Source organism: Chitinophaga sp. 22620 (assembly GCF_052044405.1).
Taxonomy (GTDB): domain Bacteria; phylum Bacteroidota; class Bacteroidia; order Chitinophagales; family Chitinophagaceae; genus Chitinophaga.
In genome coordinates this window covers 492,951-511,459 of the sequence record NZ_JBQEMV010000001.1, presented here as the reverse complement: position 1 = coordinate 511,459, position 18,509 = coordinate 492,951, and the positions used below count along the sequence as shown (strand labels likewise).

The 18,509-nt window shown below is 53.1% G+C and carries 16 protein-coding genes; 10 read left to right on the top strand and 6 right to left on the bottom strand.

What is annotated here, in order from left to right:
* Positions 1 to 160: 160 nt before the first annotated feature.
* From ACTJIK_RS02155 to ACTJIK_RS02135, 5 genes are all read left to right on the top strand, one after another.
* Entirely contained in the window at positions 161 to 1,903 is a 1,743-nt protein-coding gene (locus tag ACTJIK_RS02155) for a DUF4836 family protein (protein WP_440644628.1), read from the top strand.
* 94 nt (positions 1,904 to 1,997) lie between these two features.
* Positions 1,998 to 2,648: an ATP-binding cassette domain-containing protein gene (locus tag ACTJIK_RS02150; RefSeq protein WP_440644626.1), complete on the top strand. Its 651-nt coding sequence runs from the start codon at positions 1,998 to 2,000 to the stop codon at positions 2,646 to 2,648.
* Position 2,649: 1 nt separating this feature from the next.
* Entirely contained in the window at positions 2,650 to 3,840 is a 1,191-nt protein-coding gene (locus ACTJIK_RS02145) for an FtsX-like permease family protein (protein WP_440644625.1), read from the top strand.
* 27 nt (positions 3,841 to 3,867) lie between these two features.
* Positions 3,868 to 5,175 (top strand): amidohydrolase family protein, encoded by a 1,308-nt coding sequence (locus ACTJIK_RS02140; protein ID WP_440644624.1) that lies wholly within the window; start codon positions 3,868 to 3,870, stop codon positions 5,173 to 5,175.
* Positions 5,176 to 5,178: 3 nt separating this feature from the next.
* Positions 5,179 to 5,505: a Dabb family protein gene (locus tag ACTJIK_RS02135; RefSeq protein ID WP_440644623.1), complete on the top strand. Its 327-nt coding sequence runs from the start codon at positions 5,179 to 5,181 to the stop codon at positions 5,503 to 5,505.
* Positions 5,506 to 5,516: 11 nt separating this feature from the next.
* Here the strand turns inward: ACTJIK_RS02135 and ACTJIK_RS02130 are convergent, their stop codons facing one another.
* The 3 genes from ACTJIK_RS02130 to ACTJIK_RS02120 are packed head-to-tail and all read right to left on the bottom strand — an operon-like array spanning position 5,517 to position 8,551.
* Positions 5,517 to 6,200: a DUF2569 family protein gene (locus ACTJIK_RS02130; protein WP_440644622.1), complete on the bottom strand. Its 684-nt coding sequence runs from the start codon at positions 6,198 to 6,200 to the stop codon at positions 5,517 to 5,519.
* A gap of 14 nt (positions 6,201 to 6,214) precedes the next feature.
* Entirely contained in the window at positions 6,215 to 7,306 is a 1,092-nt protein-coding gene (locus ACTJIK_RS02125; RefSeq protein ID WP_440644621.1) for a DUF2891 domain-containing protein, read from the bottom strand.
* 6 nt (positions 7,307 to 7,312) lie between these two features.
* Complete coding sequence (locus ACTJIK_RS02120; RefSeq protein ID WP_440644620.1) at positions 7,313 to 8,551, bottom strand: NAD(P)/FAD-dependent oxidoreductase; 1,239 nt, start codon at positions 8,549 to 8,551, stop codon at positions 7,313 to 7,315.
* A 66-nt stretch (positions 8,552 to 8,617) separates the two neighbouring features.
* Between ACTJIK_RS02120 and ACTJIK_RS02115 the strand changes: the two genes are divergently transcribed.
* Positions 8,618 to 8,932, top strand: coding sequence for a YbaB/EbfC family nucleoid-associated protein (locus ACTJIK_RS02115; protein WP_440644619.1), 315 nt, complete (start codon positions 8,618 to 8,620; stop codon positions 8,930 to 8,932).
* 65 nt (positions 8,933 to 8,997) lie between these two features.
* On the opposite strand, the gene typA is transcribed toward ACTJIK_RS02115, so the two are convergent.
* The 3 genes from typA to ACTJIK_RS02100 all read right to left on the bottom strand — a co-directional run bounded on the left by typA (position 8,998) and on the right by ACTJIK_RS02100 (position 14,336).
* Complete coding sequence (gene typA, locus ACTJIK_RS02110) at positions 8,998 to 10,812, bottom strand: translational GTPase TypA (RefSeq protein WP_440644618.1); 1,815 nt, start codon at positions 10,810 to 10,812, stop codon at positions 8,998 to 9,000.
* Positions 10,813 to 10,996: 184 nt separating this feature from the next.
* Positions 10,997 to 13,249, bottom strand: coding sequence for a patatin-like phospholipase family protein (locus ACTJIK_RS02105; RefSeq protein ID WP_440644617.1), 2,253 nt, complete (start codon positions 13,247 to 13,249; stop codon positions 10,997 to 10,999).
* 46 nt (positions 13,250 to 13,295) lie between these two features.
* Positions 13,296 to 14,336, bottom strand: coding sequence for a COX15/CtaA family protein (locus ACTJIK_RS02100; RefSeq protein ID WP_440644616.1), 1,041 nt, complete (start codon positions 14,334 to 14,336; stop codon positions 13,296 to 13,298).
* 108 nt (positions 14,337 to 14,444) lie between these two features.
* Between ACTJIK_RS02100 and ACTJIK_RS02095 the strand changes: the two genes are divergently transcribed.
* The 4 genes from ACTJIK_RS02095 (at position 14,445) to recA (ending at position 18,476) form a co-directional block, all read left to right on the top strand.
* Complete coding sequence (locus tag ACTJIK_RS02095; protein WP_440644615.1) at positions 14,445 to 15,056, top strand: ribonuclease HII; 612 nt, start codon at positions 14,445 to 14,447, stop codon at positions 15,054 to 15,056.
* A gap of 76 nt (positions 15,057 to 15,132) precedes the next feature.
* Entirely contained in the window at positions 15,133 to 16,557 is a 1,425-nt protein-coding gene (gene rpoN, locus ACTJIK_RS02090) for an RNA polymerase factor sigma-54 (protein ID WP_440644614.1), read from the top strand.
* Positions 16,558 to 16,572: 15 nt separating this feature from the next.
* Positions 16,573 to 17,238, top strand: a complete 666-nt coding sequence (locus tag ACTJIK_RS02085; protein WP_440644613.1) for a hypothetical protein — start codon at positions 16,573 to 16,575, stop codon at positions 17,236 to 17,238.
* Positions 17,239 to 17,474: 236 nt separating this feature from the next.
* A complete protein-coding gene (gene recA, locus ACTJIK_RS02080; protein ID WP_440644611.1) occupies positions 17,475 to 18,476 on the top strand; it encodes a recombinase RecA in 1,002 nt (333 codons plus the stop codon).
* Positions 18,477 to 18,509 lie beyond the last annotated feature (33 nt).

The following is an 18,509-nucleotide window of genomic DNA, read 5'->3' as shown; positions in this document are numbered from 1 at the left end:
CGGTTCTTCGGTAAATGGTTAAAATTCAGATATATGCAAAGGTAGACAAATTGTTGAAAGTAGCCGGTTTTAGGCCGCATATCAATAAATTTAAACGTATTAGCAAAAAAGCTTGTATTTTTACCGGTAATTTTCAAATCCATTTAACATCTTTCTCTTTATGAAAAGAATGATCTCAAGAACGCTGCTCGTTTTTTCCGGGGCAGCGGTGTTATTGTTATCCGCCTGTTCTAAGACCCCGGAGCAGGGCAAGCATATTCCCAAAACCGCTGCGCTCGTGCTGGGCATAAACTCTGCACAGATACAGGAGAAGCTGGTTACGGAAGGGCTGACAGTAGATAAGCTGTTCGACGCCGTGCAGACCAAAGATACCTCCAACTCCCTGGGCAAAGCCCTGAAAGACGCTGAGAACTCAGGCATCGACCTGAAAGGCGACGTTTTCATCGCCATGGTTCCCGGTGAAGCCGGCAGCAAAGGTTATTTTACCGCTACCGCCAAGCTGAAAGACGCTGCCAAATTCGAAGCTTTCGTGAAAGAGAAATCAAAGAAAGAAGTAAAAGCCGGCACCGACTTTAAATATGTGGAAGAAGACAACGCTATCGTTGGTTTCGACAAAGAAACCCTCATCGGCGTTTTTGCTTTCGATCCGAGCGATCTCGACGGCCAGTCAGCCTACGCTGATATGGACGCCTTCGGCGACACTACCGCGCCCGCTCCCGCTGCGCCCAAAGCCGTAAACAATGTTGAAACGCTCAACAAGCTGTTCCACCTGAAAAAAGACGAATCCATCGCCGCTGTTGAATCTTTCAAAGACATACAGAAAGAAAAAGGCGACGTGTTCTTCTGGATGAGCAGCGAGCAGATCTACGCCTTCAACCCCGGTACCCCCTCCGGCATGGCCGCGCTCATGAGCGGCAATATCAAGAAGCTGACGGAAGGCGCGTTCACTACCGCCGCCGCACACTTCGAGAACGGGAAGATCAAAGTGAACAGCACTTCTTACGCAGGTAAGGAAATGTCTGAGATCATGAAAAAATATCCCATGGAGAAAGTGAACATGGAGATGATCGAAAATTATCCTTCCGAAAATATCCTCGGTTTCGCCGTGATGAACTTCGACCTGCGTATGGTAGGAGAGATCCTGAAACTGGTGGGCATGGACGGCCTGGTGAATATGGGCCTCGCCGAAGCGCAGCTGACGCTCGACGATGTGCTGAAAGCATTCAAAGGCGAGATCGCTATTATCGGTTCAGACTTTGCCGTAGTGAGCCAGCCTTCTCCCTGGGATTCTACCGTGACCACGGAAAAACCGGATGTTAAATTCGTTTTCAACATGAAAGTGGGCGATAAGGCCGCTTTCGAAAAAGTAATGAGCAGCAAGATGATCGCGCCGATGTTCTCCAAACAGGGCGACCAGTACGTGCCGCAGCAGCCGATGGGCGATGTGGCCGTTTCCATCAACGACAAACGCATCCTGGCTGCTTCCGACGAAGCACTGCTGACCGCTTATGAAGCCGGCAAATCCAAAGCCAAGCTGGAAGACGTAGCGGTGAAAGCCGCCAAAGGCAGCGTGCTCGGCATATATCTCGATATCGAAAAGATCGTGAACAATATTCCCGAAAAGGAAATGAAAGAGCTGCCAGACAGCATTGCCAACGATTTGAAAGGCCTGCTGAAGAACTTCACCGTTTCTTCCGAACCCTTCAACGGCAAGAACCAGAAATCCGTACTGGAACTGAATTTCAAGAATGAAAGCCAGAACACGCTGGTACAGCTGGTGAACTTCACCAAAAAGATGTGGGCTTATTACGAATCTAAAAAGGCAGAGGACGAGGCAGCCTGGGCGCAGCCTTCAGACAGCACCGCAGTAATTGATTCTGCTGTTGCCGTTCCCGCGCCGTAACATAAATTTTTTATCCCCTTTGCGGAGGAAGAAGCTGCCTGCTACGGGCAGCTTCTTTTTTTTGCCTATATTTAAGCTTCTACAACAGGAACATATGCAGATCCAGCTTTCTGCGGTTGTGCCGGTTCCGCTGCGCGAAAGGATTTTGCAGCGGCAGTCCGACATCTGGAACCGCGACGTTACTTTCCAACCGGGACAATTCATCAAGATCAAAGCCCCTTCGGGCACCGGTAAGACCACGCTGGTGCATTACCTCTATCATATCCGGTACGACTATACGGGCACAGTGAGCGTGAACGGCAAGCCCTGGCAGAGCTATAACCGCGACCAGCTGAGCGCCATCCGCCAGCAGCAGGTGAGCGTCGTGTTCCAGGACCTCCGCCTGTTCGACCAGCTGACGGCGTTGGAGAACATTGAATTGAAACGGGTGATGCACCCGCAGCCATATTATCCGCAGGAAAAAGCGCTGGAATTTGCGGAGCGCCTGGGCGTTACGCATGTGCTGAAGCAGAGCGGCGCCACCCTGTCTTACGGCGAACGCCAGCGCATCGCCATCATCAGGGCGCTGATGCAGCCTTTTGAATGGCTTATGATGGACGAACCTTTCAGCCACCTGGACGATGACAATGCCGGCAAAGCCGCAAAGCTCATCGCGGAAGAATGCACCGCGCGCAAAGCCGGGTTCATTCTTACCGACCTTGACCACGACCAACGATTTGACTACACCGTAAGCTATCTTTTATAACATGCAGTTCAACGAGATTTTAAAGAAGATCATTCACACCGGTGTTGGGCGGGGCCGCTTCTGGATGGCGTCCATCGGGCTGGGGATAGCCATGCTGCTGATACTCGTGGCATTGCAGGTGCATACCAACTTCAACGAACTGTTGTATGGCCAGCGGAACCAGAACGAAAGGGCGGATTACCTGGTGGTGAACAAAAAGATCACCAACGATATGATGGGCCGGCCGGAGCTGACGGTTTTCAGGCCGGAAGAACTGAAAGATATTGCCGCGCAGCCCTTCGTGGAAGACTTTAGCGTGATCACCGCCGCGCAATACAACGTGCGCCTGGAGGCGGACCAGCTGGGCTTTTCCACCCTCGCGTTCTTCGAGTCCGTACCGGATAATTTTATTGACGTGCAAACAACAGACTGGAAATGGAAGGAAGGCGAACAGACCGTTCCGATCATTGTTCCCCGCGATTTCACCAATATGTTCAACTTTGGTTTTGCACTGGGCAACAACATGCCGCAGTTCTCCGAAGAAACGATCAAAACGCTCAGTCCCGGCATCGTGATCAGCCAGGGCATGCGCACCGGCCGCTTTATGGGCAGGATCGTGGGTTTCAGCGACCGCATTTCCACCGTGCTGGTGCCGCAATCCTTTATGGACTGGGCCAACAATATTTACGGCACGGGCGCTGCCAAAGCGCCTTCCCGCGTGATCATCAAAACCAAAGACCCCAGCAGCACCGTGCTCACCTCTTACCTGGAAGAGCATAAATACATTACAGACGAAGAGAAGACCAAATACAGCAAGATCAGGGGCATTGTGCAGATCATCGTATCGGCCGTGGGCTTTTTCGGGCTGGTATTGCTGATGTTTGCGCTGCTGGTGTTCAGCATGTTCGTTCAACTGGTGATAGAATCGTACCGGAACGAGATACGGCTGCTGATCACGCTGGGTGCGTCTCCCGGGCAATTGCAACGGTACCTGCTGAAACAGTTCATCCCGATGTACATCGTTACCGGCATTATCGCTTTTGCGGCGGTTACCGGCCTGCAATGGTGGGCTTCCGGCCTGCTGGCGTCGCGCAACATGTTCGTGTCGCAATGGCCGGGCATTATGGCCCTGCTGGCTACCGTCGCGATACTGGCGCTTGTTTATACGGTGAACTGGCTGGCCGTGCGCAAGCATATCGCCGAACATACCTGATCAACCATCATACATATACCCGGACATATGAAAAAGACCCTGATCCTCCTGTTTTCCCTGTGCGGCGCGCTGACGGCATCTGCGCAGCGCACCATCCTGCATTGCGGCACGCTGATAGACGGAGTGAGCGACAAACCGCGGCAGCAGGTGACCGTGATCATCGAAGGCAAAAAGATATCGGCCGTGCAGGCTGGTTATACCACTCCCGGCCCCGCCGACAAGGTGATAGACCTGAAGAGCCAAACCGTGATGCCCGGGTGGATGGACATGCACGTGCACCTGGAAGGCGAAACCAATAAAAATGCCTACACCGAAAAATTCACGCAGAACCCCGCGGATCTTGCTTACCAGAGCGTGCGTTACGCGGAGCGTACGCTCATGACCGGTTTCACCACCGTGCGCGACCTGGGCGGCACCGGTGTGAACATCGCCCTGCGCAACGCCATCAACAAAGGGCTGATCGTTGGCCCGCGAGTGTTTACGGCAGGCAAGTCCATTGCCACCACCGGCGGGCATGCGGATCCTACCAACGGCTTCAGCCGCGCGCTCATGGGCGATCCCGGGCCGGATGCCGGCGTGGCCAACGGGCCCGAAGAATGCCGCAAAGCGGTGCGGCAGGCTTACAAGAATGGTTCCGACCTCATCAAGATAACAGCCACCGGCGGCGTGCTGAGCGTGGCGAAAGACGGCAGCAGCCCGCAGTTTACGGACGAAGAACTGGCCGCCATCGTCAGCACCGCGAAAGATTACAACTTCAAAGTAGCTGCGCACGCACACGGCACAGAGGGCATCAAACGCGCTATCCGCGCTGGTGTGAACTCCATCGAACACGGCACCTTGATGGACGATGAGGCGATGGCCCTCGCCATCAAACACGGTACCTGGTATGTGCCCACCATCACGGCAGGCCGTTCCGTAGCGGATTCCGCCAAGATACCCGGTTATTACCCGGACATTGTGAAACCGAAAGCAGAAGCCATCGGCCCGCAGATACAGGTCACTTTTGGCAAGGCCTGGAAAAAAGGCGTGAAGATCGCCTTTGGCACCGATGCCGGCGTGTACATGCACGGGCGCAACTGGCTTGAATTTGTGTACATGGTGGAAGCAGGCATGCCCGCGATGGACGCCATCAAATCCGCCACCATCAAAGCTGCGGAACTGCTGGGCATGGAAAGCCAGATGGGCAGCGTGGAGGCGGGGAAACTAGCAGACTTTACCGCTGTGGACGGCGACCCGCTGAAGGACATACAGGTGATGGGGAAAGTGAGCTTCGTGATGAAGGATGGCTTGATTTTTAAGCAGGGAACCGCTAACTTGGCATCCGTAAAAAACTAGGTTATGCCACACACCAAAAAATTCGTGCACGTTGTTAATTTCTATCTGAAACCGGACCTGTCCGCGGCAGATATAAGGAAGTTCGAGGAAGGCGTTAGCTCGCTCGGGAAAATAGAAAGCCTGATCGTGTTTAATGTTGGCAAACCTGCCGCTACAGACCGTCCGGTGATAGACAGGAGCTACAGCTACTGCCTGCTCACCGTTTTCAACGACGTTGCCGGCCACGACGTTTACCAGGAACATCCCGTGCACCTGGAGTTCATCGAGAACTGCAACATGCTCTGGGACAAAGTAGTGATCTTCGATTCTGAAACAATAGATCTTCTATAAAGAAAAGGAGCTTAATGAGCTCCTTTTTGATGCGCTTCTTCCTCAAGGTCAGCCAAAAAATCCGGGTCTTCTTCATTCACCAGGCTGCTATGCGGCAACACAAAGGTTTTGCCTGCTCTTTCCGATCGCATTACATACCTGATCAGCAGCATGATCACCACCCATCGGCCAATGCTTTTTATCATGAGCATCCTCATATCCTCCGTAACGAACTGCTGAAACAGCAGGCTCACGCCAACCGTATCCGCCAGTACGAACACTTCCTGCGCAATGAGGACGACCATGAACGTGCGCGGGAAAATATCGCGGGTCTTGAAAAAGAGTACTAACAGGAATCCCGATCCTACTATCAGGAAAGCGTTGGTGATGATCTCCAGCGAAATGATCAGCTTCAGGAGCAAAGCCTGCCCGCCTTCAAACCGTTCCGAAAGGTTGACCCAAAAGTCTTCACCCCACACTTCCATCTGCGTCAGGCTCCAGATAGCCGTGAGCTGCCGCAGCACTAAAACGAGCGCAATGAATACCAGGCCTCCGCTGATGTTCCAGGGAATAGGCGTGGGATATTGCACCGGCAGGGAAAGCCGGAATATATAGAACGCCACAACGGTAAAACCGGCGAGAGACGTCAGCGTGATCAGCGTGGAAGAAAGGTTGAGCCCGGCGGCGAGCACAAGCATGGAATTCAGGACGGTCATAGGGAAGTGTTTTATCAGAATTCAACAGTAAGCGCGTAAACCGCGAAGGTCGCCAGCCAGTGCTCACCGGCATAATCGCCGCTGGCAACATGCGGCAGGGCGGCTTTCAGGTGAATCGTGGCCAGCGCGCGCACGGCTTCCTGCTGATTCCCGCAGTGTTTCGCAATGCCGTAGAGGCACCAGGCGCGGCTGAGGTTTAATCCGTCAAGATGCACCAGCTTTCCGTCGGTACGGTCGTTCACCGTGGCGATGGTAAAAAGGGAAGATCCTTCCTGGAAAAGGCCCGGCAAAAATTCCCGCACCCATTTAGCATACGCATCGGCCGGAAGGATTCGCCACATCAGATCCGCCTCTTCGAGGCAGGGAGAAAGGAAATCATATCCGCCGGGTTCCCAGCTGGCAGGACAGTTCTTATCGTTCGCATAGAACCGCATGGCGGTGCTTTTGATGGATGCCTGCAGGGCGGTGTCTCTCAGGGTAACGGCGTAATCCCAGGCCAGCCGCAGGCCGAAGGCAAGGTTAGTATGTTCTCCCACCCTGATGGGGTAGGCGATCTTTTTAAGGAAGTCGCGGTAGGCATTGCTGAAATAGAAGGCCAGCGGCGCGATGCTTTGTCGCAATTGCGCAGCCAGCGGGTCGTTCCAGGTCACAAGCTCCTGTTGCAGCTGCAGCAGCCAGCTCCAGCCGTAAATGCGTTCAAAGCCCTTGTTTTCCTTATTGCGGAAGAGGTGTATCTCCTTGCGGATGTTTTCCTGCGAAAGGTTTTCCGCCAGCTTCTGCCTGATCAGCGGGGCATTAGGAAGCTGCGGGTACATCTTCAGCAGGCGCACGAGCATCCAGTGGCCGTGCACGCTGCTGTGCCAGTCGTAGCAGCCGTAGAAAGCGGGGTGATAGGTTTTCGGGGCCGCGAGGAAGGAAGAGTCCGTATATACGATGCCGGTTTTGTAAGGGAACTCGTGCTGCATGCATTTCAGCGGCAGGGCGGATAAATGCGCGGCGCCTTCGGTGGTAAGGCGAAGCTGCCCGTTCTTTTCCTCGTAGAGCGGCATCTGTGAGAAGCCGGAGAGGAAGCAGCATAAGCATAGCAGCAGGGATATTCCTTTCATAAGTAATTACCGGTTCAGTAAAAGTTTAACGTAAAAAGACGGTTTGGTCAGTTTTTTCCGCAGGTCCACTTCGTAGAACATGCTGGAGATCACGTCCCGGAGCTGCTTGTTGCGCATGCCCATTTTCATGAGCCAGTTGAACAGCCGCGGGTATTTTACCAGCTGCTGCAATTTGTAACTGAGCTTCAGCTCCGGGCCCAGCACGCGGTACACGCTTTCGTCGTATGCCATCATTACCTCTTCGCTGAAATTATCCGCTTCCAGGCAGGCTGCTGCCTGTTTTGCGGCAATAGCCCCGGTGTAAATGGCGTTGCCTATGCCTTCGCCGGTGAACGGATCGATGATGTACGCCGCATCTCCCACCAGCATATAGCGGTTGCCGGAAAGGCGGCGTTTTTTGGAACCCAGCGGCAGGCCGTAACCATCCAGGCTGCTGGTCATTTCCGCATCGCGGAAACGTTCTGCGAAAACGGGATCCTGCTGCAGCGTTTCGGTGAGCAATTGTTTGAGGTTCACCTTGCGGTCGCGCACGGCGTCGCTCAGCATATCCATGCCCACATTGGCTTCGCCGTTGGGCAGCGGAAAGATCCAGAGGTAGCCGGGCAGCAGGTTTTTCAGGAAATGCAGTTCAATGAAACTGTCCTGATGCGTGCCCTTCACTCCTTTGTAATAAGCCCGGATGCCCGCCGCGTAATACTTCGGCTCCATACGGATGCCGGCAACGTCCTTCGTGAAAGAAGAATGCGCGCCGTTGGCAATGATGAGCAGCTTCGCTTTCACCACGAAATCGCCGGCATTGTTGCGGACGGTGTAGCCGTCTTCTTCCAGGGAATATTTATCGATGGTAACGCCTTCAAAAAGCTGTACGTTCGGGCTGCGCTTCAGCTCTTCCACCATGAAATTATCGAAATGGATGCGCTTGCAAACGAAACCGAGCGGCGCGTCAGCCTGCTTGTTGTAATTGGGCTTGTAAGGCACATCCATGCCTTGGCGGCCGGGGGAAACAAAAGTAACGCCCCAGCTGTTCTCTTTTTCTGAAAAGGCCCTGAGCCGCTCCGCGATCCCTTTGTCGATCTTTTCAAGACCGGTAATTACTTTGCCGCTGAGCCCGTCGCCGCACACTTTATCGCGGGGGAACACGGCCTTGTCCACAACCACGCAGGGGATGCCCAGCCTGTCCAGCTGGAGCGCCGTGGTGGCGCCTCCGGGTCCTGCTCCTATTATACAAACTGAAGTGGTGATCATAGGGTGCCAAGATACGTAATCCGGCGCCGCGGAGGAAATATATATCTTTGCGGAAAACCTGGAAATATGTTCGGAGACTTGTTCGGAAAGCTGCAGGAAGCGCAGCAGAAAATGAACGACAGCAAAGAGCGCCTCAAACTTATCACTGTTGAAGGCGAAGCGGGCAATGGCGCAGTAAAGGTGCTGGTAACGGGCGCCCGCGAAGTGCAGAGCCTGGAAATAGCCCCGGCTTTATTGAGTACGGAAAGGAAAGAAGAGCTGGAAGATTTGCTGATCACCGCTTTGAACCGCGCCCTCAAAAATGCGGAGAACGCCTGGGAAGCTGAAATGAAAAATGTCGCCGGCGGCATGCTGGGCGGCATGGGCCTTCCGGGGATGTAAGGCATAAAAAAACGTCCCGGCCAGCCGGGACGTTTTCATTATCCTTTTGTCTGAATCTACCTATCTCAGCCAACCTCTTCTGCCTTCAGCATCTTCTGATACTTCTTCCTTTCTTCTTCGTCCAGGATGGTTTTACGCATACGGATGTGGTTGGGCGTTACTTCGATGCACTCGTCCTGCTGGATGTATTCCATGCATTCTTCAAGCGTCATCAGTATTTTAGGCGCAATGTTGGCAGCACCATCGGTACCGCTTGCGCGCATGTTGGTCAATTTTTTGCCTTCATTGGGATTCACCACCAGGTCGCCGGGTTTGTTGTTCTCACCGATGATCATGCCTCTGTAAACCTCTTCTCCCGGATCCACGAAGAATGAACCCCTGTCCTGCAGTTTGTCGAGGGAATAACCGGTAGTGGTACCGGCTTCCTTGGCTACGAGAACACCGTTGTTACGGCCGGGGATAGGGCCTTTCCAGGGTTTGTAGTCATTAAAGCGGTGCGCCATTACAGCTTCACCGGCAGTGTTGGTCAGCATCTGCGTACGCAGGCCGATCAAACCACGGGAAGGGATCTCGAATTCCAGGTGCTGCATTTCACCTTTGGTTTCCATGATCAGCATTTCACCTCTGCGGCGGGTCACCAGGTCAATCACTTTGGAAGCAAATTCCTGCGGAACGTCTACCACGAGGATTTCAAACGGTTCGCTCTTTTTGCCGTCGATGATCTTTGTTATTACCTGCGGCTGGCCTACGGTCAGCTCATATCCTTCGCGGCGCATGGTTTCTACCAGCACGCCCAAGTGAAGGATCCCGCGGCCGTATACCATGAAGCTGTCCGCAGCTTCTGTATCGTGTACACGCAGTGCCAGGTTCTTCTCGGTTTCTTTCATCAGGCGGTCGCGCAGGTGACGGGAGGTCACGAACTTGCCGTCTTTACCAAAGAAGGGAGAGTTATTGATGCTGAACAGCATGTTCATCGTCGGTTCGTCTACGCTGATAACCGGTAATGCTTCAGGGTTTTCGAAATCAGCGATGGTGTCGCCGATACCGAAATCTTCGATACCTACTACAGCGCAAATGTCACCGGCCATCACTTCCTGCACACGTTTTTTACCAAGCGATTCGAATATATATAATTCACGTACGCGGGTCTTTTTAATGGAGCCATCTACCTGAACCAGGCTGATAGGCTGGTTTTCTGCGATCTTGCCGCGGGTAACCTTGCCTACGGCGATACGGCCCAGGAAAGTAGAGTAATCGAGGGAAGTGATCTGCAGCTGCAGGGTTCCTTCGCTTACTTTAGGCTCGGGAACGTGGGTAAGGATACCGTCGAGCAGGGGGATGATGTCTTCGCGGGGCTCCAGCGAATCGTTGAACCAGCCGTTCTTGCCGGAACCGTAATAGGTCGGGAAGTTCAGCTGTTCTTCGGTAGCGTCCAGGTTAAAGAACAGTTCAAATACGGCGTCATGCACTTCATCGGGACGGCAGTTGGCTTTATCCACCTTATTGATCACCACGATGGGTTTCAGGTTCAGCTGGAGCGCTTTCTGCAGTACGAAGCGGGTCTGCGGCATGGGGCCTTCAAAGGCATCCACAAGCAGGATCACGCCATCGGCCATTTTTAATACACGCTCCACCTCGCCACCGAAGTCGGCGTGGCCCGGAGTGTCTATCACGTTGATCTTTACTCCTTTATATTCTACGGATACGTTTTTGCTGAGGATGGTGATACCACGTTCCCTTTCCAGGTCGTTGTTGTCCATGATCAGGTCCCCGGTTTCCTGGTTGGCCCGGAAAACGTTTGTAGAGTGAAGGATTTTATCCACCAGGGTAGTTTTACCGTGGTCTACGTGCGCGATAATGGCGATGTTTCTAATTTGCATGACAATGTGTGATTTAGCCGCATTTTGAAGACCTTCCGGGGGATTATTTTTCCGGGCAGCTCCAAATGAAGGCGCAAAGGTACGAATATTAAGGGGAATTCGGTGTAGGGATACCTTAAATAACTGTGAAATGTCAGAAGGCAGACAAATAATGCAATAGTAATTAAAAATCAATCACTTAGCGCTACTGTTGCTGCGAAAGCGCGCCCATCAGCGCTTCATTCAGCTGGCCAAACGCCTGCTGATTGCCGGGATTGTCCAAAGCCCGGGCAATATCCAGTTTCTCGCGCGGCGTAAGATGCCAGCTCAGCGCGGCGGCCTTTTCCACCTGTTGCGGTACGTATTGAAAGATCAGCCGCTTGAATTTATTGGGAAAATAGGCTTCAATATAATTTACCAGCTGGTCCTGGTGGAAATCCTGCATGCTCATCCAGTGCGCCTGCATGGTAAAAAGCGGTTCAAAGATCAGGTCGCCGAGGTCTTTCTGCTGCTTGATGGGCGATATGTCGTTCTTGCGCGTATCCCTGATCTGCAGGAATATCACCCCGCCGGTATTTTCATTGATCCACTCACGGAAAGTATAAAGGAAACGGACGCTGGTCTCCTGCCCGAAATTATCGCGGATGCCGGCATCCATCACGTCCACAATAGGATTGCTGGGAAGGAACACGTTGGGCAATACGTAGGGGAACGTGGCGCTCATGCGGATGGCGCTGGTAACGCGCAGTTCGCTGGCGTGCTGGTTGGCGAAGAACTGGCTGAAGTCCACCCCGTCCACATCCCGTACGGCGCGGGTTGGGTAGCGGTAATCGGCCGCGCAGAGGTAACTCACCGGCTGCGGGCTCATAAACAGCCTGCGCCCGTCCGCATTAATGGTGGCGCACCATACCAGCATAGGTATCCTGGCTTCGTATTCGGGTTGTTTATAGTCGCCGATGGTTTTGTTCAGAACGTTGTCCGTATTAAGGTTCAGCTGCATTTCGAAAGCGTAGCCGCGGTCTTTTGCATATGAATTCTTCCCGATCTTAAAATGCCGGAAAGGGGTAATGAAATCATTCACTGCAAAGGAACTGAACACGGAATTCAACAGATCGCGGGAGATCTTTTCGCAATACAGGCTGTCGTACAATTTTGCCGGCGCGGGCATCTTCCCTTCCTGCTGGCGGAGGTACAGCTCGCGGAAATATGCGGCGCCCAGCATGCCCCCGGATGCGCCGGTCATGAGGAAAGTATGTTTCAGCAATTTACCTTTCAGCAGGCTGTCGTACCGCTGCAGCACGTTCATGGTCCATGCGGCGGAACGGCTGCCGCCCCCGCTGGTGTTGATGATGATGATAGGCGGCTTGGAGCCCGGCGGAAATTTCGCTTTCCAGTTCTCCAGTATCTCCAGGGTATTTTTCCGGTCCGCATCGCTGCGGGCCTGGGTGAAAAAATCCTGGAGGCTTTGCAGGCTGTATGCGGGACGGTCTTTTTTATCGAGATAGTTGAGGCCGTAGGCTTTATTGCGGTTGTCTATCCACTGGTTCTTCACCATCCAGTTCAGCCCCACAACAAGGAACACCAGCACCGGGATGGCCCAGCTTTCCAGCAGGTAGGCGTAAGCGCCGGCCACGCCGATCAGGAAGGCAAAGAAAATGAGCACGCTGGCGCCGGCCGGTATGCGGAAGGCGTTGTAGTCCATCAGGTAAGCCATAATAACAAGGAACACCAGCGCCAGCCCGATGGTGATCATCGCCGCAAAGTGGTGCTGGCGGAAGATATTATCCAGGTAATGTTTGTTGTAGTGGTCCACATTCCTCGCGCGGCGGATACGCCAGGGACTGGAAAAGTAGCTGTACACGGGCAATGCGTTCTCGTCTCTTTCCTGGTTCGGTTTGAGCACTGTGCGGAGAAAATTGCGCGGGTTGCCGAATTTTTTCATCAGCCGCCGCCCGATGTTTTTGTCCGCGTTGAAAAAATAAAAGAAGGAAAAGAAAATAACTGCGAGATAGCCGCAGATAAAACCTTCCGCCAGCAGAAGTATCTGGGGAACGGAGTTCAGTTCCTGCCAGCGCTGGTATTGCCAGCCGCGCCATAGCAGCATGATAAGGAAAATGCCGGGAATGACGGCGTTGTTCAGGCAGTAGCGCGAAAAAGGCTGCGAGGTGGTAGCCAGGAATTTGAACCGGCCGCTGTGAAGGATAAAAGTGGTGATATTCCAGCTCATGGTGAAGATGGCGGTGGCCACGCCGGTCACCGTAGTGCTGTAGAAATTCACCCTTCCCAGGTATTCCGGCGCAAGGAACAGCGCATCACCGCCAAACGTTTTGGCAAAGCCGCCGTTGATGGTGCTGAACAATATGGCCCAGAAGATCAGCAGAACCTGGTACTTGCGGAAGTGCAGCAACAGCAGCTGAATAGGGAAGGAGTAGAAAAATCGTAACCAGAATCTTTTCACCACCTTAAATTAAGGCAAATATCCGCAATGTAAAATTAAAAATAAATTAAATGTGATTTGGGCGCGGAGTAACGAAGCGCCCCCAGATCATTACCATGAGCAGCGCCATGCCGGTGAACTGGTGTGCCAGCGCGAAGCCCAGCGGGATTTTCACCTCGCTGTTCATCACGGTGAGCACGCCTAAAAAGACCTGCAGCAGCACAACCAGCAGGGCAAGCGCACGCACGGTGGCCAGCTGCGGCAGTTTGGCGGAGCGCAGGTACCATGCGGCGATCAGCAGCGTGAGCAGGTACGCCAGGCTGCGGTGGATGAACTGGATGGTGATCTGGTTGTGGGTGATATCTTCGAGGAACCCGCCCTGCGAAAGCATGCCTGACGGCACAAAGGCGCCGTTGATGGAAGGCCAGGTAGTGGCGGCCAGCGCGGCGTGAAGCCCGGCCATGAAAGCGCCGTAGATCAGCTGGAGCACGAGCAGCCCGAGGATCCAGCCGGAGAGTTTACGCAGCCCGGGCGCCTGTACCATGGCGGATGCGGGCACGCTCAGCTTCAGAGCGAACCAGAGCACGTACCAGAGAAGTCCCAGCGCGGCCATAAAGTGAATGGCTAAACGAATATGGGAAACGTAAAGGTTTTCCTCGTTCAGCCCGCTTTTCACCATGATCCAGCCGATAAGCCCCTGTAGGGCGCCGAGCAGGAAAAGCACGATCATGGGGTTGATCATGCCGCGGTCTATTTTCTTTTTGATGATGAACCAGACGAAAGGCACGAAAAAGACCACACCGATCAGGCGGGCCCAGTTGCGGTGCAGCCATTCCCAGAAATAGATCCATTTAAAATCGGACAGCGTGAAGTGGCTGTTGATGTATTTAGACTGGCCGATCTGCTGGTATTTTTCAAAAGCGGCCTGCCAGGCGGCTTCATTCATGGGAGGGAGCGCGCCCAGGATGGGCTTCCATTCCGTAATGCTCAGGCCGGAGCCCGTGAGGCGGGTGATGCCGCCCAGGAGCACCTGTACAATGATCATGGCCACCCCGGTAAAAAGCCAGATGACGATGGCCCGGTTTCCTTTATTTTGCTGCATTTCCATAAACCCTGCAAAAATAAGGGTAAATCCCGCCCGTGATGGATGATTTTTATCAATTGCGGAATCATTCCGCCGGTTTTTGTAATTTTAGCGCCAACAAAATCAGTTAACTTGTTGCTGCCATATTACCAGGATGTATTAACGGAAGCGGGTTGCGATGAAGCCGGGAGAGGCTGCCTCGCAGGACCCGTGTTTGCGGCGGCGGTGATTTTGCCGAGAACCTTCCGGCACCCTCTTCTGAATGATTCAAAACAGCTGACGGAAGACGAAAGGAACGTTTTACGGGTGGTGATAGAACGGGAGGCCGTGTCGTTTGCGGTGGCCAGCGTGTGCAACGTGGAAATTGACAAGATCAATATCCTGAAAGCCTCATTCAAGGCCATGCACGAAGCTTTGGCACGATTATCGCTACAGCCCCAAATGTTACTCATTGATGGGAACCGTTTTCATCCCTATGGCGACATCCCGCATACCTGCATCATACAGGGCGACGGAAAATATGCATCCATAGCAGCAGCATCTGTGCTGGCAAAAACTTACCGGGACGAATACATGCAGGGACTGCACGAGCAGTTCCCGCAATACGGATGGAAGGAGAACAAAGGTTATCCGACCAGGCATCACCGGGATGCGATCCGGGCCCACGGCGACACGCCCTATCACCGCAGGACGTTCCGCTTATTGCCAGACCAGCTTAGCCTGGACGAGGAGGAAAGGTGGTAAAAAGGAACGAACCATGTTAAAGCAAACGCAACAACAGAAATTATTACAGAAGTTGTCACCCCAACAGATTCAGCTCATGAAACTGTTGCAGGTGCCTACTGCCAACCTGGAAGAAAGGATCAAAGAGGAACTGGAAGAAAACCCCGCCCTTGAGTACAGCGAAGACGGCCAGGAAGACGAGCTCACGAAAGACAATACCGAAGAATTTGAAGCCAATACCGAGGACGAATTTGAACCGGATGGCAGCGAAAACGAATACGACAACATCGATATCTCCGAATACGTTTCAGAAGGCGACGATGACATTGCGGATTATAAGCTGCGGGACGATAATTATCCCGACCCCGACGAATCCCGCACCATTCCCGTTCGCGTTGAAACCACCTTTCACGATCACCTGCTCAGCCAGCTGGGCCTGCAAACGCTGGACGACCGCCAGCGCCGCATCGCGGAGCAGATCATTGGCAGCATAGACGACGACGGGTACCTGCGCCGCGAAACCAGCGCCATTGTAGACGATCTTTCATTTTCACAGAATATACAGGCGGAGGAAGACGAGATCAGGCTGCTCATCAAGCTTATCCAGACCTTCGACCCCGCCGGCGTTTGCTGTGCGGACCTGAAAGAATGCCTGCTGCTGCAGCTCAAACGGAAGAACCCCGACGATCCGGGCGTGCAGACCGCCATCGAGATACTCGACAATTATTTCGACGAGTTCACCAAAAAACACTACGAAAAGATCCAGCGCTCGCTCAACCTGTCAGACGAAGACCTGCGCGAGGCCATTGGCCAGATCATCAAGCTCAACCCCAAGCCGGGCGGCAATTACAGCCTGATGAACAAAGCCGAGAGCTATGTGATCCCGGACTTCTTCATACTTAACAACAACGGCAAGCTGGAACTGTCCCTCAATAGCAAGAACGCGCCGGACCTGCGTATTTCCGAAGGTTACCGCGAAATGCTGAAGGAATACGACCGCGGGGATAAAAAAGATAAACGCCAGAAAGAGGCCGTACTGTTCATCAAACAGAAGATAGACGCGGCCAAATGGTTCATAGACGCCATCAAGCAGCGCCAGCATACGCTGCTGAGCACCATGGAGGCCATTATGAGCTACCAGCACGAGTTCTTCCTCACCGGCGACGAAACCACCATGAAACCCATGATCCTGAAGGACATTGCGGACATCACCCAGCTGGACATTTCTACAGTGAGCCGCGTGGCCAACAGTAAATATGTGCAGACAGAGTTCGGTACATTCAAGCTCAAGTTCTTCTTCTCCGAATCATTGTCTACAGACAGCGGCGAGGAAGTAAGCACGCGCGAGGTAAAAAAGATCCTGTCCGACATGATCGGCGGCGAAAACAAACGCAAGCCGCTCAGCGACGAGAACCTTACGAAGATGCTGCAGGACAAAGGTTACAACATTGCGCGCCGCACCGTGGCCAAATACCGCGAGCAGCTGAACATACCCGTTGCGCGTTTACGCAAGGAATTATAATCATTACAAATTTTCATGGAAGAGCAGAAACCGTCCGTCACCTTTCCGCCCGCATTACGGGCCGCAGCAACAGTATTTTCATATTTGCTGCATCCTTTATTCATTCCCCTGCTCATCACTTTTATAGTGGTTACCGCGCTGCCGGAATACTTCATGGCATTTAAGCACAACAGCTTCCGGTTCCCGTTCGACGTGCTGTATTTGCGTGTAGGCGTGGGCAGCCTGCTGTTTCCTTTGCTGGCGGTGGTATTGTCCAAATTGCTGGGTTTCGTTAACAGCGTGCAGCTGGAAAACCGCATGGACAGGATCATTCCTTATGTCGCGACCACGATCTTCTACTTCTGGGTGTTCTATACCTTCAAACGCCAGGGCGTTACCCCCGGCTTTTTCAACGCGTTTTTCCTCGGCATTTTCATTGCCGTGGTGGTCTGTTTCGTAGCCAACAGCTTCGTGAAGATCAGCATGCACACCACGGGCTGGGGCGGCGTGCTGGGTTTCCTGATGGTGCTGATGTGGGGCATGGGCATGAACGTGAGCGTACCGCTGGCGCTGGCTTTTGTGCTTGCGGGGCTGGCCGCAACGGCAAGGCTGATACTGGACGCGCATACCACGCGCGAGATCTATACCGGCCTGCTGGTGGGCATTCTTTCACAGGTTATCGCGTATGCCATTGTAGGCTGAGCGCGGATTTTTCCTTTTCTGAAAATATTTTTTCACTGCGCATATCCCCTGCGTAAGGGGAATGCACCTTTGTATTGTCCATTGCGTGTTACCCCAATTTAAGTTTAAACACCGGATGCTATAATAATTAGTATTTAGAAAAAAATGCTAAAAATTTTAGGAGTTTTACCGGAAATAATTATACCTTGCATTACCATTAAATTTGTAACAAATACTTACTTACTAATTCAAAGATTATGTCAAACGGCAATACTGATAAACTGAAGGCCCTCCGCCTTACAATGGATAAGATCGATAAGGATTTCGGCAAAGGTGCCGTGATGATGCTGGGCGAAAAGCCCGACATTCCGTTGGAATTCATATCCACCGGTTCCCTGGGGCTGGACATTGCGCTGGGTATCGGCGGCCTTCCCAAAGGCAGGGTGGTTGAAATATATGGCCCTGAATCTTCCGGTAAAACAACCTTGGCGATACATACTATTGCAGAAGCGCAAAAAAAAGGCGGCATCTGTGCCATTATAGATGCGGAACACGCCTTTGACAGCTCCTATGCCCGTAAATTGGGAGTGGATGTGGATTCCCTGCTGGTTTCCCAGCCGGACCATGGCGAGCAGGCGCTGGAAATTGCGGACAGGCTGATCCTTTCCGGAGCGGTAGATGTAGTGGTGATAGACTCCGTGGCCGCCCTGGTGCCCAAAGGAGAGCTGGAAGGCGAAATGGGTGAAAGCAAAATGGGCTTACAGGCCCGCCTCATGAGCCAGGCCCTCCGTAAGCTGACTGCCACGATCTCCAAAACAAATTGCTGCTGCATATTCATCAACCAGCTGCGTGAAAAGATCGGCGTAATGTTCGGCAACCCCGAAACCACCACCGGTGGTAACGCCCTGAAATTCTACGCTTCCGTGAGGCTGGATATCCGCCGTATGAGCCAGATCAAAGACGGCGACGAAGCAGTGGGCAACCGCGTAAAAGTTAAAGTAGTTAAAAATAAGGTCGCTCCTCCCTTCCGCCAGGCAGAGTTCGACATTATATTCGGAATGGGTATATCCAAAGTGGGTGAGCTGATAGACATGGGCGTGGAATATGGCATTATCCAGAAAAGCGGTAGCTGGTTCAGCTACGAAGGCAACAAACTGGGCCAGGGCCGCGATGCCGTGAAACAGCTCCTGCTGGACAATCCCGAGGTAGCCACCGAAGTGGAAGCCAAGATCAAAGCAAAGCTGGCAGAACAGGCCTGAGGCTTGTACCGATTCTAAAGATTTTTAAACGTT